The organism is Paenibacillus diazotrophicus (assembly GCF_042610465.1).
Genome location: NZ_JBGJZN010000002.1, coordinates 342,689 through 358,303 on the forward strand (window position 1 = coordinate 342,689; position 15,615 = coordinate 358,303).

Annotated in this window: 15 protein-coding genes; 12 read left to right on the top strand and 3 right to left on the bottom strand. The window is 49.7% G+C overall.

Going from position 1 to position 15,615, the window contains the following annotated elements:
* Positions 1-48: 48 nt before the first annotated feature.
* Both ACAN54_RS12885 and ACAN54_RS12890 read right to left on the bottom strand, forming a co-directional pair.
* Positions 49-465 (bottom strand): GNAT family N-acetyltransferase, encoded by a 417-nt coding sequence (locus ACAN54_RS12885; protein ID WP_379155067.1) that lies wholly within the window; start codon positions 463-465, stop codon positions 49-51.
* 118 nt (positions 466-583) lie between these two features.
* A complete protein-coding gene (locus tag ACAN54_RS12890) occupies positions 584-1,486 on the bottom strand; it encodes an NAD(P)-dependent oxidoreductase (protein ID WP_379155070.1) in 903 nt (300 codons plus the stop codon).
* A 248-nt stretch (positions 1,487-1,734) separates the two neighbouring features.
* On the opposite strand from ACAN54_RS12890, the gene ACAN54_RS12895 reads away from it, so the two are divergent.
* From ACAN54_RS12895 to ACAN54_RS12905, 3 genes are all read left to right on the top strand, one after another.
* Positions 1,735-3,090 carry a glucose-6-phosphate isomerase gene (locus tag ACAN54_RS12895; RefSeq protein WP_379155073.1) on the top strand — a complete coding sequence of 452 codons (1,356 nt, stop codon included), beginning with the start codon at positions 1,735-1,737 and terminating at the stop codon, positions 3,088-3,090.
* Between the two features lie 129 nt (positions 3,091-3,219).
* Complete coding sequence (locus tag ACAN54_RS12900; protein ID WP_379155881.1) at positions 3,220-3,852, top strand: YigZ family protein; 633 nt, start codon at positions 3,220-3,222, stop codon at positions 3,850-3,852.
* 3 nt (positions 3,853-3,855) lie between these two features.
* Entirely contained in the window at positions 3,856-4,437 is a 582-nt protein-coding gene (locus tag ACAN54_RS12905; RefSeq protein WP_379155076.1) for a TetR/AcrR family transcriptional regulator, read from the top strand.
* Between the two features lie 186 nt (positions 4,438-4,623).
* Here ACAN54_RS12905 and ACAN54_RS12910 read toward each other — a convergent pair whose 3' ends face one another.
* The gene (locus ACAN54_RS12910) at positions 4,624-5,025 is read right to left on the bottom strand and encodes a secondary thiamine-phosphate synthase enzyme YjbQ (RefSeq protein WP_379155078.1); all 402 of its coding nucleotides are present in this window, start codon (positions 5,023-5,025) and stop codon (positions 4,624-4,626) included.
* 187 nt (positions 5,026-5,212) lie between these two features.
* Between ACAN54_RS12910 and cysT the strand changes: the two genes are divergently transcribed.
* From cysT to ACAN54_RS12955, 9 genes are all read left to right on the top strand, one after another.
* Positions 5,213-6,028, top strand: a complete 816-nt coding sequence (gene cysT / locus ACAN54_RS12915) for a sulfate ABC transporter permease subunit CysT (RefSeq protein ID WP_379155081.1) — start codon at positions 5,213-5,215, stop codon at positions 6,026-6,028.
* A complete protein-coding gene (locus ACAN54_RS12920; RefSeq protein ID WP_379155084.1) occupies positions 6,025-6,822 on the top strand; it encodes a sulfate ABC transporter permease in 798 nt (265 codons plus the stop codon). The genes cysT and ACAN54_RS12920 overlap by 4 nt, the downstream gene beginning before the upstream one ends.
* A 1-nt stretch (position 6,823) precedes the next feature.
* Entirely contained in the window at positions 6,824-7,888 is a 1,065-nt protein-coding gene (locus ACAN54_RS12925; RefSeq protein WP_379155087.1) for a sulfate/molybdate ABC transporter ATP-binding protein, read from the top strand.
* Between the two features lie 74 nt (positions 7,889-7,962).
* Positions 7,963-9,030, top strand: coding sequence for a sulfate ABC transporter substrate-binding protein (locus ACAN54_RS12930; protein WP_379155090.1), 1,068 nt, complete (start codon positions 7,963-7,965; stop codon positions 9,028-9,030).
* Positions 9,031-9,261: 231 nt separating this feature from the next.
* Positions 9,262-10,053: an MBL fold metallo-hydrolase gene (locus tag ACAN54_RS12935; protein ID WP_379155093.1), complete on the top strand. Its 792-nt coding sequence runs from the start codon at positions 9,262-9,264 to the stop codon at positions 10,051-10,053.
* 504 nt (positions 10,054-10,557) lie between these two features.
* Positions 10,558-11,616: a [FeFe] hydrogenase H-cluster radical SAM maturase HydE gene (hydE, locus tag ACAN54_RS12940; RefSeq protein ID WP_379155096.1), complete on the top strand. Its 1,059-nt coding sequence runs from the start codon at positions 10,558-10,560 to the stop codon at positions 11,614-11,616.
* Between the two features lie 61 nt (positions 11,617-11,677).
* A complete protein-coding gene (locus ACAN54_RS12945) occupies positions 11,678-12,667 on the top strand; it encodes a 2-oxoacid:acceptor oxidoreductase family protein (protein WP_379155098.1) in 990 nt (329 codons plus the stop codon).
* A 27-nt stretch (positions 12,668-12,694) separates the two neighbouring features.
* On the top strand, positions 12,695-14,986 hold the full coding sequence (locus ACAN54_RS12950) for a thiamine pyrophosphate-dependent enzyme (RefSeq protein WP_379155101.1): 2,292 nt from the start codon (positions 12,695-12,697) through the stop codon (positions 14,984-14,986).
* Between the two features lie 87 nt (positions 14,987-15,073).
* Positions 15,074-15,574: an NADH-quinone oxidoreductase subunit NuoE family protein gene (locus ACAN54_RS12955; protein WP_379155103.1), complete on the top strand. Its 501-nt coding sequence runs from the start codon at positions 15,074-15,076 to the stop codon at positions 15,572-15,574.
* The last annotated feature ends 41 nt before the right edge of the window (positions 15,575-15,615 follow it).

Genomic DNA, 15,615 nt, shown 5'->3' on the forward strand with positions numbered 1-15,615 from the left:
CGGTCCGTTCATATTGAATCAGTGATTCTCCACTATCATTGAGCGGAACTACTGCAATCTGCACAAACCCGAGCTTTTCATAGAAATATTGGTTTCTGAACGCCAGGAGGGTGTATCCAGTGTCCATTTGTGCGCATTGGGGAAAGTGCTAAATAGGAAGTGGAATGCAGCTTGCCCGTAGCCCCGATTCTGATACAGCGGGTCGATGAAGATACGGCCGAGATGAACCTCCTGTTCATCGGGTGAAGCGAATACAATCATTCCGCCGATGATGGAGTCCTCCGCGAGCAGCTTGTAATATAAGCCTTTCTCCATCATCTCGCTCTGCCAGGAACTGGAGCTATATCCCGGCGGTCCGTCTTCAGCTTTGTTCTGAAAACGCCGGGCGTCCTCATCGAAGGTTCTTTTTTGGATCTCCGCTAACTTGTCAGCATCCTGAAGATCAGCTGAACGAATGGACAGCATAGGTATGTCCTCCTTGATATGGTTATGTAGTAATTCTGCTATGAAACGTGGGAAGACGCAGCCTATGTTGTCGGCTGCGCCTGATTGCACTTGCTTATTTTCTGAATGAATCTTAAGTCTATTCTTTGTCGGTTTTGCCGCCGATTTTCTGGCCGATCCATTCTTCATACGATTTGACCACTGCGGACAGATCTTCGTCCCCGAAGCCGTGGTTGAACCCGGCCTGGAACATACTCTTCGCTACGCCAAGCATAGGGGAAGGTACGCCTGTAGAGTCACTGAGCGAGGAAGCCAGCTTGAGATCCTTCAGCATCAGAGCAAGGGAGAACTGGTTGCTGAAATCATTATCTATAATCTTCTGCCCCTTCAGCTCGGCTTGTTTGCTGCCTGCCGATCCGTTCTTGACCAGTTCCAGGAACTTGTCAGCGGGAACGCCTGATTTCACCGCGATGGAGAAGCCTTCAGCGAGCGCAACATTATGAATCCCGACCATGGCGTTATGTGCCAGCTTCGCAACTGCCCCGCTGCCATTTCCGCCCATATGCAGCAGCAGTCTGCCCATAGAGTCGAAGATATCCCGGTGTTCTTCAATGACATCCGCACTGCCGCCAACCATGAATACCAAGGTACCTTCAATGGCGGCGGGCTTGCTGCCCGTTACTGGAGCATCCAGGAACTTTCCACCCCGTTCCTCCACGGCTGCAGCGATTTCGCGGGCCAAGTCAGGAGATATTGTGCTGGAATCGACTACCGTTGCGCCTGGTTTGATAACATCCAGGATACCGTTCTCGCCATAGAATACTTCACGGATAGAATCATCATTGCTGATCATGGTAATAATAACATCCTTGCCTTTGGCGGCATCTTGTGATGTTGCGGCCACCTGGGCACCTTCTGCTCTCAGGGGTTCGCTTTTGCTGGATGTCCGGTTATACACTGTAACTCCGAATCCGCTGCGCAGCAGGTTGGAAGCCATAGGTGCTCCCATTGTTCCGAGTCCGATAAAGCCGATCTGTTTCATTCCGTTTCCACCTTCGCTCTTTGAAATGATATGCTTTGTTACATTCTATCACGCCCCCCGGGCTTGTTCCACAAAACCGTGCCTGGCTCTATGCGGCAAACGCTTCCACAAAACTTTCAAAAACATGGTTCAAAAGCCCGGGATGTGCCTTAAGACCTTGCCAGTAAAGGTAAATTAAAGTATCCTATTATAAAGTTGTAACAAACGGTGTCAAATCTAAAGAGATAAACAGGAGGTTACCATTACCGATGTCCAAGAAGATTAATTTTGACTACACCAAAGCTCTTTCTTTCTTTAGCCAGCATGAGATTGACTACTTTGCCGCTCCGGTGAAGCTGGCCCATGAGCAGCTCCACAACAAAAGTGGCGCAGGTTCCGATTACCTGGGCTGGATTGATCTGCCTACAGCTTATGACAAGGAAGAATTCGCCCGTATCCAGCAGGCTGCGAAGAAGATCCAAGGGGATTCCGATGTACTTATCGTAATCGGTATCGGCGGTTCTTATCTGGGCGCGCGTGCGGCGATTGAAGCCCTCTCGCACTCGTTCTATAACAACCTGTCCAAAGACAAACGCAAAACACCAGAAGTTTATTTTGCAGGAAACAACATCAGCTCGACATATATTACCCACCTGCTTGACCTTGTAGAAGGCAAAGACTTCTCCGTGAACGTCATCTCCAAATCCGGAACAACTACTGAACCGGCTATCGCATTCCGCATTTTCCGTGCAGCACTGGAGAAGAAATACGGCAAAGAAGAAGCACGCAAACGTATCTATGCTACTACTGACAAGGAGAAGGGCGCACTCAAGAAGCTTGCAAATGAAGAAGGCTATGAGTCGTTCATTATTCCTGATGATGTAGGCGGACGTTATTCCGTACTTACACCAGTAGGCCTGCTGCCAATCGCAGTAGCCGGAATTAACATCGAAGAAATGATGCAAGGGGCCGCAGCCGCAGCCGATGAGTTCAACAATCCTGATGTGGCTACCAACCAGAGCTATCAATATGCGGCAGTCCGCAATGCTTTGTATCGCAAGGGCAAAACAACAGAAATTCTCGTTAACTACGAGCCTTCCCTGCACTTTGTATCCGAATGGTGGAAACAGCTGTACGGCGAAAGCGAAGGCAAGGATTTCAAGGGCATCTATCCATCCTCTGTTGATTTCTCCACGGATCTGCATTCCATGGGCCAATTCATTCAAGAGGGTAACCGCAATATTTTTGAAACAGTCATTCAGGTTGAACAGGTTCAGCATCATGTATCCATTGAGAATGATCCGGATGATCTGGACGGTCTGAACTTCCTGACAGGCAAGACCATGGACTTTGTCAATAAAAAAGCGTTCCAGGGTACAATGCTGGCCCACACAGACGGACAAGTACCGAATCTGATCGTGACCATCCCTGACCAAACGCCTTATACCTTTGGTTACCTGGTGTACTTCTTTGAAAAAGCCTGCGGCATCAGCGGATACCTGATGGGCGTTAACCCATTTGACCAACCGGGCGTAGAAGCATACAAGAAGAACATGTTCGCGCTCCTCGGCAAACCGGGCTACGAGAAAGAAAAAGCAGAACTCGAAGCCAGACTTACCGAATAGTATTGCTGAACATCGCAGATCATTCATACTAGCAGTGAACACACGGGAGCAGTCCATAGGTAATCCTATACCATGGCCTGCTCCTCATATATATCAAGTAATTATATAGATGTTAGGAATGGAATAATGATGCTGGAACATTACCGGACGGTGCGCTCTCCCGGTTCCCGGGAAGTCGTAATCCGTAAATCACGCTTTATCGGCCATGTTATGCCGGTAGAGAACGAAGAAGAAGCGGTACAATTTATCGAGAATATCAAGAAGCAGCATTGGAATGCCACACATAACTGCTCAGCATATATGATTGGTGAGCGGGACGAGATCCAGAGACAATCGGACGACGGGGAACCGAGTGGAACGGCCGGGAAACCGATTTTGGAAGTAATTCGCAGCCAGAACGTTAAAAATGTCGCAATTGTTGTCACCCGTTATTTCGGAGGCATTATGCTGGGGGCAGGCGGATTAATCCGGGCTTATACGGACGGCGCTGTGCTTGCACTCGAAGCAGGAGAAGTGATCACCCGTGTGCTTAGGCGGGAGGTATTCGTTGAAATCGACTATACCTGGCTAGGCAAGGTGGAGAACGAGCTTAGAGGAAGAGGCATACAGACTGGGGATACTTTATTTACGGATAAGGTTAAACTGCTGTGTTTGCCGCGTAATGATGAAGGCGACGCATTTATGGCATGGATAACGGATCTTACCCAGGGGCAGGCGCTGGTTACAGAAGGGCGGCGGCTTTACTACAGCGAAGGGGAATAAGATATGGCTAGAAGAGCAGTCGAGCAGGAGTTGTCGAGGGAAAGAATCTTGGAGGCAGCCAGGCATTTATTTATCACCAAAGGATACCGGGCCATATCGATGCGCAGCATTGGTCAGCATTTGGGGTACAGCCATGGGTCGCTCTATTATCACTTCAAGGAAAAGGCGGAGTTGTTCTACGCTATTGTCGTCGAGGATTTCAATCGTGTAGCCACATTGCTGAATCAAGTGATGCAGAGTCCTCCTGAACCGGGAATGACCCGGGTGGAACAGCTTATTCTGGAATTTATCCGGTTTGGACTCGATCATCCCTATCAGTATGAAATTATGTTCATGATCCGTGACGAGGAGCTGCTTGCTTATTGCCGAGCGGAACAGGGCCGATGTTTTGAGTTATTCGCAGGGATTGTACGTTCTCACATGAAAGAAGAGGGGTATGTATCTGAAGACTGGCAGAGCATCCCACTAACCTTGTTCTTGTCCGCACACGGATTTATCTCTTATTATATCCAGGATAAGGTTTCGTTCGAAGATGTCAGGCAGGCCGCACTCATGCATGTCAAGGTCCTAAGCCGCAGTTTATAGGTACTGTATTTTTTTATCTCTTCACAGTTTAGCGCGTTGCCTTGTTATAACTTTCAAAGGTGAAAGTGTGAAAGCATATATTCAATATATTGAGTTGCATAAAAGGCGGCTCCGCCGGAAATAGGCGGAGCCGCTATTTTTGTCAGATGAGGAAGTACCCATTGGAGATTCGCTGCCTGAGGCTTTTTAACCCTCGATAATTTTAAAGTGGCATTGCCGGTGCCTTGGGCCGTCGAATTCACAGAAATAAATGCCTTGCCAGCGCCCCATCAGAAGTGCGCCTTCATGGATAATAATACTTTGTGAGGGGCCGGCGGTGATGGATTTAAGATGGGAGGCTGTGTTTCCTTCTGCATGACGGTATTTGGGATGCTCCCAAGGAAAAACCTCGTCCAGTCTCATCAGCACATCATGTTTGACATCCGGGTCGGCATTCTCATTAATAGCTATTCCAGCTGTGGTATGCGGGCAATAGATGACGATGATACCATTCTGTACGCCGCTCTTTTTGACATACGAAATGACTTCACGGGTGATGTCACGCAGTTCATCCCGTTTGCTGGTACTGATCTCCATAGTGTGCAGCATAACGTTATCCCCTCTCTGTGTTGGCAATATACTATATTTTACCCCAAATCGGCAGGAAAGTAATTGACGGGGGCAAGTAGCATTTGGTAAAGTAGTGATAACTTTAAACCAAGTATATTAATAGGAATAATTATGGCTGTAATGGCAAGTATACCGACCGGTAAGCCGGAGGTGGGGGGACTTATTCTTGAATACGCTGCTTAGACACAAAGGCTGGATCTGGGGATTCCGCACGACCATACTTCTCTATTTTGTTGTATTGATTGTTCTGCCGATACTCGGTGTCTATTACAACTCGTTTTCACTTGGGTTTGGGAATTTTGCCGAGAGCCTCAGCGACCCGATCGCCTGGAAATCGGTTCTGTTGACATTGAAGCTTGCTGTCATAGCTACAGTCATTAATGTCCTGCTCGGCACAATGATTGCCTGGGTGCTGATCCGGTATCAATTTCCCGGCAAGGCATTGCTGAACAGTCTGGTGGATTTGCCTTTCGCACTGCCGACAGCGGTTGGCGGATTGATGATTCTGCTGCTGCTGGGTCCGGGCAGTCTGATCGGCGGAATGGCGGAAGCCTTGGGATTCGAAATCGTATTTCACCAGCCGGCCATTGTGATTGCCATGGTCTTTGTAACTTTTCCATTTGTGATCCGTGCGGTACAGCCGCTGCTGGAGGAACTGGACCCTTCTGAAGAGGAAGCAGCTTATACGATGGGAGCTACACATAGCCGGGTCTTCCGTCAGGTGATTCTGCCTTCCATGGCTCCTGGGATGATTAGCGGCGGCATGCTTGCATTCTCCCGGGCCCTTGCCGAATTCGGAGCCGTGGTGCTCGTAGCGGGCAATATTCCGGGGCGTACGCTGGTGTCCTCTGTGTTTATTTTCGGTGAAGTTGAAAGTGACAATCCCGTCGGGGCCGCAGCAGTGTCTATAATTTTGTTAACCTTGTCCTTTCTCATTCTCTGGCTGATCAATATGCTGCAGATGCGGGGGAGAAGAGCATGAGGAAACTGTGGATCGGACTGACTTATCTGGTGTTCTTCCTGCTCATTGCCGCCCCTCTAGGTAAAATGACGATCGGCGCCTTCAGTGAAGGCTTCGGCGGCTTCTGGGATGCGCTGACCCGGCCGGAGGCGCTACATGCGCTGATGATGACAGGGTTCGTCGTTGTGGTGGTCACGCTGTTTAATACGCTGTTTGGCATTATGATGGCACTGTATCTGGTTAGGGCGGACTGGATGGGAAGACGGGTCAGAGGGCTGCTCAACAGCATCGTAGATTTGCCTTATGCCGTATCTCCAGTTATTGGCGGACTGATGATTGTGCTCCTGCTCGGTCCGGACAGTGCTCTGGGTGCTGTATTTGAACAAATCGGGATGAAAATTGTATATGCTTTTCCGGGAATGGTCATTGCGACACTCTTCGTGACTTTTCCGCTGATGGTGCGTGAGGTCATGCCAGTGCTGCAGGAGATCGGGTCCCAGCAGGAGGAGGCGGCTTCAACGCTCGGTGCGTATGGCTGGACTACCTTTTGGAAGGTAACCTGGCCCTCGATCCGTTGGGCTGTAATCTACGGTGTAATTCTGACGGTGGCGCGTTCACTGGGTGAATTCGGGGCTGTGCTGGTGGTGTCAGGAAATATCATGAACAAAACCCAGACAGCTACTACGCTGGTCTATCAGGATGTCGAGAACTTCAATGTAACGGCTGCGGGCGGTATAGCGTTGGTGCTCGCCGCATTCTCTGCGGGTCTGCTGCTGCTTATGGAATGGAGCAAAAGAAGAAAGGAAGTGCATTAATATGCATGTAGAAGTCCGGGGACTCGATAAGCATTTTGGAGATTTTCATGCGGTGAAGGATGTCAACTTCGGAATTACCAAAGGCCATCTCATTGGCCTACTCGGTCCAAGCGGCGGCGGCAAAACCTCGATCCTGCGCATGCTGGCGGGCCTTGAGACACCGGACAGCGGCGAGATTATTTTTCACGGCAAGACTGTCAATAATCTTCCGCCCCAGGAGCGCGAGATCGGCTTTGTGTTCCAGAACTATGCGCTGTTCAAGCATATGACCGTGTACGAGAATATCGCTTTTGGCCTTAAGGTGAAAAAGGTGAACAAAAATACGATCCAGAACCGTGTGGCGGAGCTTGTGGAGCTTACGGGACTGAAAGGCTTTGAGAAGCGCTATCCACATCAGCTCTCTGGCGGGCAGCGCCAGCGGGTCGCTTTTGCCCGGGCGCTTGCACCTGAGCCGCAGCTATTGCTGCTGGATGAGCCGTTCGCTGCGATCGATGCCAAGATCCGGCAGGAGCTGCGTTCATGGCTCCGCGAGTTGATTGAGCGCGTGGGTATCACTTCTATTTTCGTAACCCATGACCAGGATGAAGCGATTGAAGTAGCTGATGAGATTATGATTATTAATCAGGGACGGTTAGAGCAAAAGGGTACACCCTGGGATATCTATAAAGAGCCGAAAACGCCGTTTGTGGCCACCTTTATCGGAGAATCGACGCTGATCGAGAGCACATCCGAGTTGAAGGGCTTCAAGAACGCTGGCGGCGGCAAGCCTACAAAGGCACTGATTCGTCCGGAATACATTGAAGTAGGCAATCTTAATGAATTCAAAATGGCCTCCGCCACGGAGCAGGGTATCGTGAAGCATCTGCATTTCCGCGGCAGTGAATGGCTGGTTGAAGTGGAAGTGAACGGCCACAAGCTGGTGACCTACCGCTCTCTGGAGAAAGAAACCCTTACACCAGGCCAGGAAATTGCTGTGCTTGTCCACCGCGCCTACTTGTTCAATGACGAACGAAGCTGGATTCAAGAAAATGGATTAAAGGAAGATCCAATGCCTGTCTTTATCTAAATAAGTACTTGGGTAAGCTTCGAAATCAGATCCCCTCTATGTGGGGGCTATCTTGCAAAGGATGTGTCGCCGGGATGAGGCTTTTCAATAGGAGCATACAACTGCACGGCTGGCTGGCTGCCTTAATGCTGGCGATGCTAGCGCTGGCCCTGGCCGGTTGCGGGAACGGGAAGGAAAGCACGGCGGCTGAGAGTCCGCAGCAAGGTGATCTTACGCTGGTGGTAGGAGCCTATAGTGTGGCGAAGGATGCTCTGGGTGAGATTCTGCCCCTGTTCGCAGCCGAGTGGAAGGCCAAGACGGGCCAGACCCTCACCTTTCAGCAGTCGTATGAGGCTTCGGGAACCCAGGCACGCGCCATTGTGGGCGGATTTGAAGCCGATGTGACGCTGCTGGCGATGGAAGGCGATGTGGAGAAGCTGGTCAAGGCGGGACTTGTTGAATCTGGCTGGAAGGACCATGGGATGGATGGTATGGTGACCCGATCAGTGGTGGCGCTGGGTACCCGGGAGGGCAACCCGAAGGGCATTTATGATTTTGCTGACCTGGCGAAGCCGGGAGTGAAGGTGCTCTATCCCAATCCGAAGACCTCCGGCGGGGCACAGTGGGATATTAACGCCATCTACGGGGCGGGCCTGAAGCTGTCTGAGGAGCAGGAAGGGACGAAGGACCCTGCTGCCGCCAAAGCGTTTTTGGAGAGCATACACGCTAACGTCGAGTCTCTGGATAAAAGCGGACGGGCATCCATGGCGGCTTTTGAATACGGGGTGGGTGATGTAATCGTCACTTACGAGAATGAGCTGCTGGCCCGGATTGCGCAAGGTGTGCACTATGAAGTGGTGATTCCCAAGAATACGATCCTGATTGAAAATCCGGCTGCGGTCGTCGATAAATATGCTAAAGAGCATGGCACCAGTGAGGCTGCAGGCGCATTGGTGGATTATCTGACAACACCGGAAGCGCAGGAGGTCTTTGCCAAATACGGGTTCCGGCCCGTTGACAAGCAGGTCTATGCAGAGAATGAGAGCCGTTATCCGGTTCCTGCGGGTCTGTTCGATATTTCATATCTCGGCGGCTGGGATGAGGTCCGCACGACCCTGTATTCAAAGCGGGGCATCTGGTATCAGGTGCTGGCTGGAATCTAGGAACTGGACTTCGTATGTGATGAGTAAGGAAGAGAACAAGGGAATTGTACATGAAAAAGAGTGGTCTCATCTGCAGGCGGGCCTGTAGACAGGCCGCTCTTTTTTTGTTCTTCTGCCGGGCCGCTCTCCTTTTTCCTGCAGGATGCAATAGGTGGCTGAGCTGTTCTATAATAAAAAGGTATTTCTGAACACTCGTGAGTGTGTGATGCGAAATCTAAGGAGGGCTGGCTTGTGGACACATTGGTATTTATGGGGACCGGGGACGCCATGGGCGTACCCCGGGTATATTGCAGCTGTGAGACCTGCATGGAGGCGAGAAGCAGCGGGGAGAATATCCGGCTGCGCTCCTCGGTGCTTATAGATAACGGCAGTGATTTCTGGGTGATAGACTGCGGCCCGGACTGGCGGCGCCAGATGGAGCTGCAGGGGCAGCGCAGCATGCGCAGGCTGCTGGTGACGCATGCGCATTTTGACCATATCGGAGGACTGCCGGAATGGGCAGACAGCTGCCGCTGGATGGGTTACAGAGGGGAACTCTACGCGCCAGCGGAAGTAATACCGGTAATTCAGCGTCAGTATCCGTGGCTTGGCGGCCACATCGATATGATTCCGTGCGATGATGGTCTTGTGCTGGACGGCTGGCAGATCCGCACCTGGCGGGTCAACCATGGGAAGAACGGTTATTCCTATGCCTACAGACTGGAGAAGGACGGTTACACCTGGATCTATTGCCCCGACTCCATCTCCCTCTCGGAGGAAGAAACGGAGCACATGCACGGGGCGGACCTTCTGGTACTGGGAACAAGCTTTTATTATGAATCTGCCGAGCTGTCCACCCGTTCAGTCTATGACATGACCGAAGCCGCAGAACTGCTGGACATCGTACAGCCCATTCGTGCTGTGTATACTCATATGTCGCATGATGTAGATTTCCGAAAAGACTACATTCTCCCTGGAAATGTGACCCTCGCGGTAACAGGGCTGAAGCTGCAACTGGGCCACGGCGAAGGTTCTGGTTCTTAATTCCAAAAGGAAGCCCCCGCCTGTTCGCAATAAATGCTGGGCAAGTGGGGGCTTTTACCTTCGCATGATCCAATTGGAAGCTTTATCTTTCATCATTTTTCCTCTTCCTTTTAACCGTTTCATATCAAACTATCATAATGGAATAAACGGCGAAATAGCGCCTTTCCATTCCAGGATATTTTTAGTAAATTATTTTGTGCGAATGATAGTTCTCACATACAGAGTCAGTATTTACAAAATATAATAAAGACAGATTAAATTTCAATTTATTCCTCATCAACCCCCTCTAGTACAAACATACGCTGTTGGTTTTGCAGTTCCTAATGGATGAGCTTTTTTAGAAATACGTAAAAAGCAAAAATTTGCAGATCACACCGACATGTAACCCTCATACTAAGCATAATCTATAGTAATTCATTGTTAATTCCAACTTGTTCACTTGACAAAGATTGAGAGAAAAGTAGTTCACCAAAGCCAGCATACGGAATGGAGGAATACGCCCCAATGGAGGTATTGCTCGGCAAATTAGTTGAGCAGAATGAGCTGACTAAGGAAGAGATTGTGTATTTCCTTGAGAATCTAACTCCTGACCTCAAAGATCGCTTGTACATTCTAGCAGCACAAACTAGAAAGAAGCACTATCAGGAAAGCGTTTACATGAGAGGCTTGATAGAATTTTCAAACTTCTGTAAGCAGGATTGCCTATATTGTGGCCTGCGCAGGTCCAATTCCAGGGCCAATCGTTACCGGCTGACTGAGGAAGAAATTCTGGAGTGTACGGCTGAGGGATATCGTCTTGGATATCGTTCGTTTGTCTTGCAGAGTGGAGAGGATTTTTACTTCACGGAAGAACGGATGGTCCGCTTAGTCACGAACATAAAGGTTCATTATCCTGATGTGGCAATCACCTTGTCCATTGGAGAACGAAGCGAAGCTTTTTACCGAGCGCTTTTTGATGCAGGAACTGACCGATACTTGCTAAGGCATGAGACAGCCTCACGTTCGCTTTACCAATCTTTGCATCCAGGGATGTCGTATGATAACCGTCTGAACTGCTTGCGGACTCTGAAGGATATTGGCTACCAGGTTGGAGCCGGTTTTATGGTTGGACTTCCGGGTCAGACCTACGAGCATCTTGCAGAGGATCTGCTATTTCTGAAAGAACTCCATCCAGAAATGATCGGCATAGGTCCATTCATCCCTCATAGCGCAACACCGCTTAAAGATGCTCAAGGTGGAACTGTAGAGGACACGCTCGTGATGATTGCCATGGCAAGATTACTCGTTCCAGATGCTCTGATGCCTGCTACCACGGCAATGGGGACTCTGGATAGAGAAGGCAGGGAGAAGGCGCTTTTGGCAGGAAGCAATGTTGTTATGCCTGTTCTTTCCCCGCTCAATGTTCGCGAGAAATATGCCTTGTATGAGAACAAGATTTGCATGGGCGACGAAGCTTCACATTGTAGGAACTGTATTGAAATGAGAATCGCAGCCGCTGGATTTAAGATTGAACTCAGTAGAGGGGATCACTGCAGCTTCATTCGCACACCAGATAAAAGCTAATGCTGTGAACATCATTTTAATAAAGTAAGTGAATATTTTCACGTTATAAGGAGGAGATCTAATGTCAACTTTGCCAAAAAAGAATGCGCTAGGTTTTTACGAAATCCGTCTTGAATCCATCGGCGGACTTGGTGCCAACCTTGCGGGGAAAATGCTTGCTGAGACAGGCGCTATTGAACTTGGCTTCAATGCAGCCAACTTCTCGTCTTACGGCTCCGAGAAAAAAGGCACCCCCATTAAAACCTTCGTTCGCTTCTGCGATCCAGAGGTTGAGATCAGGGACCACAGTCCAATTGAGGAGCCCCATCTGGTTGCGGTTTTTCATGAAGCCCTGTACAAGACAGTAAATGTGGTAAGCGGCATGCAGCCAGATGGAGTTGTACTGGTTAACACCTCACGTGACTTCGATGAGGTTCGCGCTAGTCTGAAGCTTGAATACGGCACGATTGCATTAGTGGATGCCATGGGGATAGCCGTTGAAGAGAAAACCAAGGTAAATACCTCCATGCTTGGCGCTATGTTCCGTATCTGCGACTTCCTCGATCCGGAAGCGATGCGTAAGGTAATCCGTAGAACCTTTGAGAACAAATACCCGCACTTGGTAGAGCCGAATATCCGTACTTTCGATCGCGGCTACAATGAAGTGAAATTTAAGACCTATGAAGTACCAGAAGGTACCGAAGCAAAACCTTTCATACGTGCCAAATCCGCACTTGGCTATCTTACACAGCTGCCCGGCGGCGTTATTACAGCTCAAGGCAACAGCACTCTAAAGGATTTGAGCGGTTCGCGGTCTGGTATGCTGCCGGTACTTGATTCAGATTTGTGTGTTAGCTGTGCAGCTTGCGACAATGTTTGCCCTGATTTTTGTTTTGTGTGGGAGACCACTGAAGATAAACGTGGACGCCAACAGCAGCAGCTGCTGGGAATAGATTATCAATACTGTAAGGGCTGCCTGAAATGCATTGATGTATGCCCAACAGAGGCTCTCACCAGTCTTCGTGAGGAAGTTGGGTTTGCCGAACAAAATCGCGTTCCTCAAGTGTTGTAAATCAATCGAAAGGGAGGATACAACAAAATGGCTGTAGTTGAAAATCAATTGAATGAGGTTAAACTTGCTGAGCAAGTCACACACTTCGAATCCGGAAATGAAATGGCTGCTACAGCAGCAGCTCAAATCAATTATCATATCATGGGATATTTTCCGATTACGCCCTCCACGGAAGTAGCTCAGTACCTGGATCAGATGAAAGCCCGCGGGTTACACGATATAGAGCTGATTGCAGCAGATGGTGAGCATGGTTCTGCGGGGATATGCTATGGTGCGGCTATGGCGGGTGCACGGGTCATCAACGCCACCAGTTCTCAGGGATTTCTGTATATGCTAGAGCAGCTCCCCACCCAATCCGGGACACGCTTCCCAATGGTCCTTAACCTCGTAACCCGTGCAATCAGTGGACCGCTTGATATTCGTGGGGATCACTCTGACTTGTATTATGGTCTTAATGTAGGCTGGGTCATCCTAACTGCCAGTACACCGCAAGCAGTATATGACATGAACATCATGGCACTCAGAATTGCTGAGCATTCTGAAGTGCGTCTACCTGTTATCGTTGCTTATGACGGCTTCTTCACATCCCACCAAAAACGCAAAGTCCAATATTTCAAAGAGAACGAAGTCGTACAGAATTTTGTAGGCCCGAATCCGAATCACAATTATCCGAACGTCTCCGATCCTTCCCATCCGGTAACCATTGGTGCACATATGGGTGGAGATGACCTGCTGAATAACCACTATCAGCTATCAGTAGCGCTTGAAAAAGCGGGCGAGGTTTACGAGGAAGTCGCCCGGGAATATGCACTCTTGTCAGGGCGCGAATATCCGGTTCTCGACCTGTATCGTATGGATGATGCTGAAGTAGCTGTGTTTCTGCTCAACTCGGCAGGTGAGTCAGCCAAGGATACCGTTGACGCTCTGCGCGCCAAAGGCATCAAAGCAGGGTTAGTTCGTCCCAATATCATCCGTCCGTTCCCTACCGAACAGCTGCGCAAAGCACTGAAGAACGTCAAGGCACTGCTTGTAGGTGAGCGCGCGGATTCTTATGGTGCCCAGGGCGGCAACCTGACTCACGAAATTCGTTCCGCCCTGCAAGTAGATCCTGAGAACAAGACAATCATCCTCTCCCGTATCTTTGGTCTGGGCGGTAAAGACTTCTATGCTGACGATGCAGAAGCATTCTTTAAATTGGCGATAGAGGCGGCAGAAAAAGGCTATGCGGAGAAACCTTTTGACTATCATGGATACTACCCTGGTGAAGAAAAGGATGCTCTTGTTCCGGTAATCGAACCGATGCATGGGGATGCCTTTAAAACCGGCCTGATCACGGTCACCCAAAACGAAGATACCGGTTTGTTGAAAGTTAAGCTTCCGCCACTCAGTCAATTGACTGTGAAGCCGCATCGTCTGGCTTCTGGACATGGCGCATGTCCGGGATGTGGTGCGCTCTCCGCCCTGGAGCTGTTTTTCAAGGGAATTGAAGGTGATATGGTTGTCTTGTTCCAAACGGGATGCGCGTATGTTGTAACAGCAAGTTATCCGTACTCTTCTCATAAACAAACCTTTGTCCACAATCTGTTCCAGAATGGTGCAGCTACCTTAGCCGGTATGGTTGATGCCTTCTATGAATTGAAGCGGCGCGGCGAAGTTCAGGTTAGTGACGATGTTACCTTCGTGATGGTATCCGGTGACGGGGGTATGGATATCGGGATGGGTGCAACCGTTGGTGCGGCACTTCGCAACCATAAGATGATCATTCTTGAGTACGATAATGAGGGTTATATGAACACCGGTTCCCAACTGTCCTATTCCACGCCAATGGGACATATGACCAGCACCTCCGGTGTCGGTAAAACCCAAAAAGGCAAGAAGGGGCATCACAAGGATACGGCTCAAATTCTGGCGGCTTGCAACATCCCTTATGTGTTCACTGGTGCTGAATCCAATCCTCAGGATTTGCTGCAAAAAGCAGCTAAAGCACAGTGGTACGCCAATAACGTAGGTACGGCCTACGGCAAAATTCTCTGCGCCTGCCCGCTGAACTGGAAAACCTCTGACCATAGCGGCTATGACCTGGTGAAGGCGGCTGTAGATTCCTGCTTCTTCCCGCTATATGAAATTGAGCAAGGCCTCACCAATATCACATACAATCCGGAATTGAAAGGCAAGCGTATCCCGGTAGTGGAATGGCTGAAGGGAATGGGCAAGACCAAACATCTGCTGAAGGATGAGGAGCTGCTGCAAAACTTCGAAGCCGAGATTGAGCGCCGCTGGAGCCGCTTGAAGCTCAGACACGAGAGTTCGCTGCTCTAGGGCTGGTACTACGGAGGCCGATAGTTCAAGGGCTTCGGCCTCTTCCCCGCAAATGAATACCACTCTAATACAGAGGGAGCGTTCTTAATGGAACATCAACAAAATAGTTGCAGTGTAAACGTAGCTGAAGCTGACGAGAAGCTTATGAAGGTACAGTCTGCTATCGTGCAGTTCAAAGCAATCAAAGGAGCCTTGATCCCTGTGCTCCATGAAATTCAGGATATCTACGGCTACCTGCCGGAGCATGTGCTCCAGATCGTATCCACGGAGCTGAACTTACCTATGAGTGAAATCTATGGTGTGGCCTCGTTTTATCATTTCTTTTCGCTAACCCCAAAGGGGGAGAATGTGATCCATGTGTGCCTCGGCACAGCCTGCTATATCAAGGGCGCACAAGCTGTGCTTGACCGTCTGAGCACGGAACTTAAAGTACCTGTACAAGGAACTACAGCGGACAACAAGTTCACTCTTGAAGCGACCCGCTGCCTTGGGGCATGCGGCCTTGCGCCGGTCATGACCATTGGTGAGAAAGTACATGGACGTCTGGTTTCCAATAACATTCCGAAAATTCTGAACGAATACAAATGATCATCTTGCGCCTCTAGCGCAATTGATACAGGAGGTATGGG

Bases quoted from the DNA above. Each gene is read 5' to 3' on its own strand.
- ACAN54_RS12885 (WP_379155067.1), bottom strand. From the start codon at position 465: ATGCTGTCCATTCGTTCAGCTGATCTTCAGGATGCTGACAAGTTAGCG.
- ACAN54_RS12890 (WP_379155070.1), bottom strand. From the start codon at position 1,486: ATGAAACAGATCGGCTTTATCGGACTCGGAACAATGGGAGCACCTATG.
- ACAN54_RS12895 (WP_379155073.1), top strand. From the start codon at position 1,735: ATGTCCAAGAAGATTAATTTTGACTACACCAAAGCTCTTTCTTTCTTT.
- ACAN54_RS12900 (WP_379155881.1), top strand. From the start codon at position 3,220: ATGCTGGAACATTACCGGACGGTGCGCTCTCCCGGTTCCCGGGAAGTC.
- ACAN54_RS12905 (WP_379155076.1), top strand. From the start codon at position 3,856: ATGGCTAGAAGAGCAGTCGAGCAGGAGTTGTCGAGGGAAAGAATCTTG.
- ACAN54_RS12910 (WP_379155078.1), bottom strand. From the start codon at position 5,025: ATGCTGCACACTATGGAGATCAGTACCAGCAAACGGGATGAACTGCGT.
- ACAN54_RS12920 (WP_379155084.1), top strand. From the start codon at position 6,025: ATGAGGAAACTGTGGATCGGACTGACTTATCTGGTGTTCTTCCTGCTC.
- ACAN54_RS12925 (WP_379155087.1), top strand. From the start codon at position 6,824: ATGCATGTAGAAGTCCGGGGACTCGATAAGCATTTTGGAGATTTTCAT.
- ACAN54_RS12930 (WP_379155090.1), top strand. From the start codon at position 7,963: ATGAGGCTTTTCAATAGGAGCATACAACTGCACGGCTGGCTGGCTGCC.
- hydE (WP_379155096.1), top strand. From the start codon at position 10,558: ATGGAGGTATTGCTCGGCAAATTAGTTGAGCAGAATGAGCTGACTAAG.
- ACAN54_RS12945 (WP_379155098.1), top strand. From the start codon at position 11,678: ATGTCAACTTTGCCAAAAAAGAATGCGCTAGGTTTTTACGAAATCCGT.
- ACAN54_RS12950 (WP_379155101.1), top strand. From the start codon at position 12,695: ATGGCTGTAGTTGAAAATCAATTGAATGAGGTTAAACTTGCTGAGCAA.
- ACAN54_RS12955 (WP_379155103.1), top strand. From the start codon at position 15,074: ATGGAACATCAACAAAATAGTTGCAGTGTAAACGTAGCTGAAGCTGAC.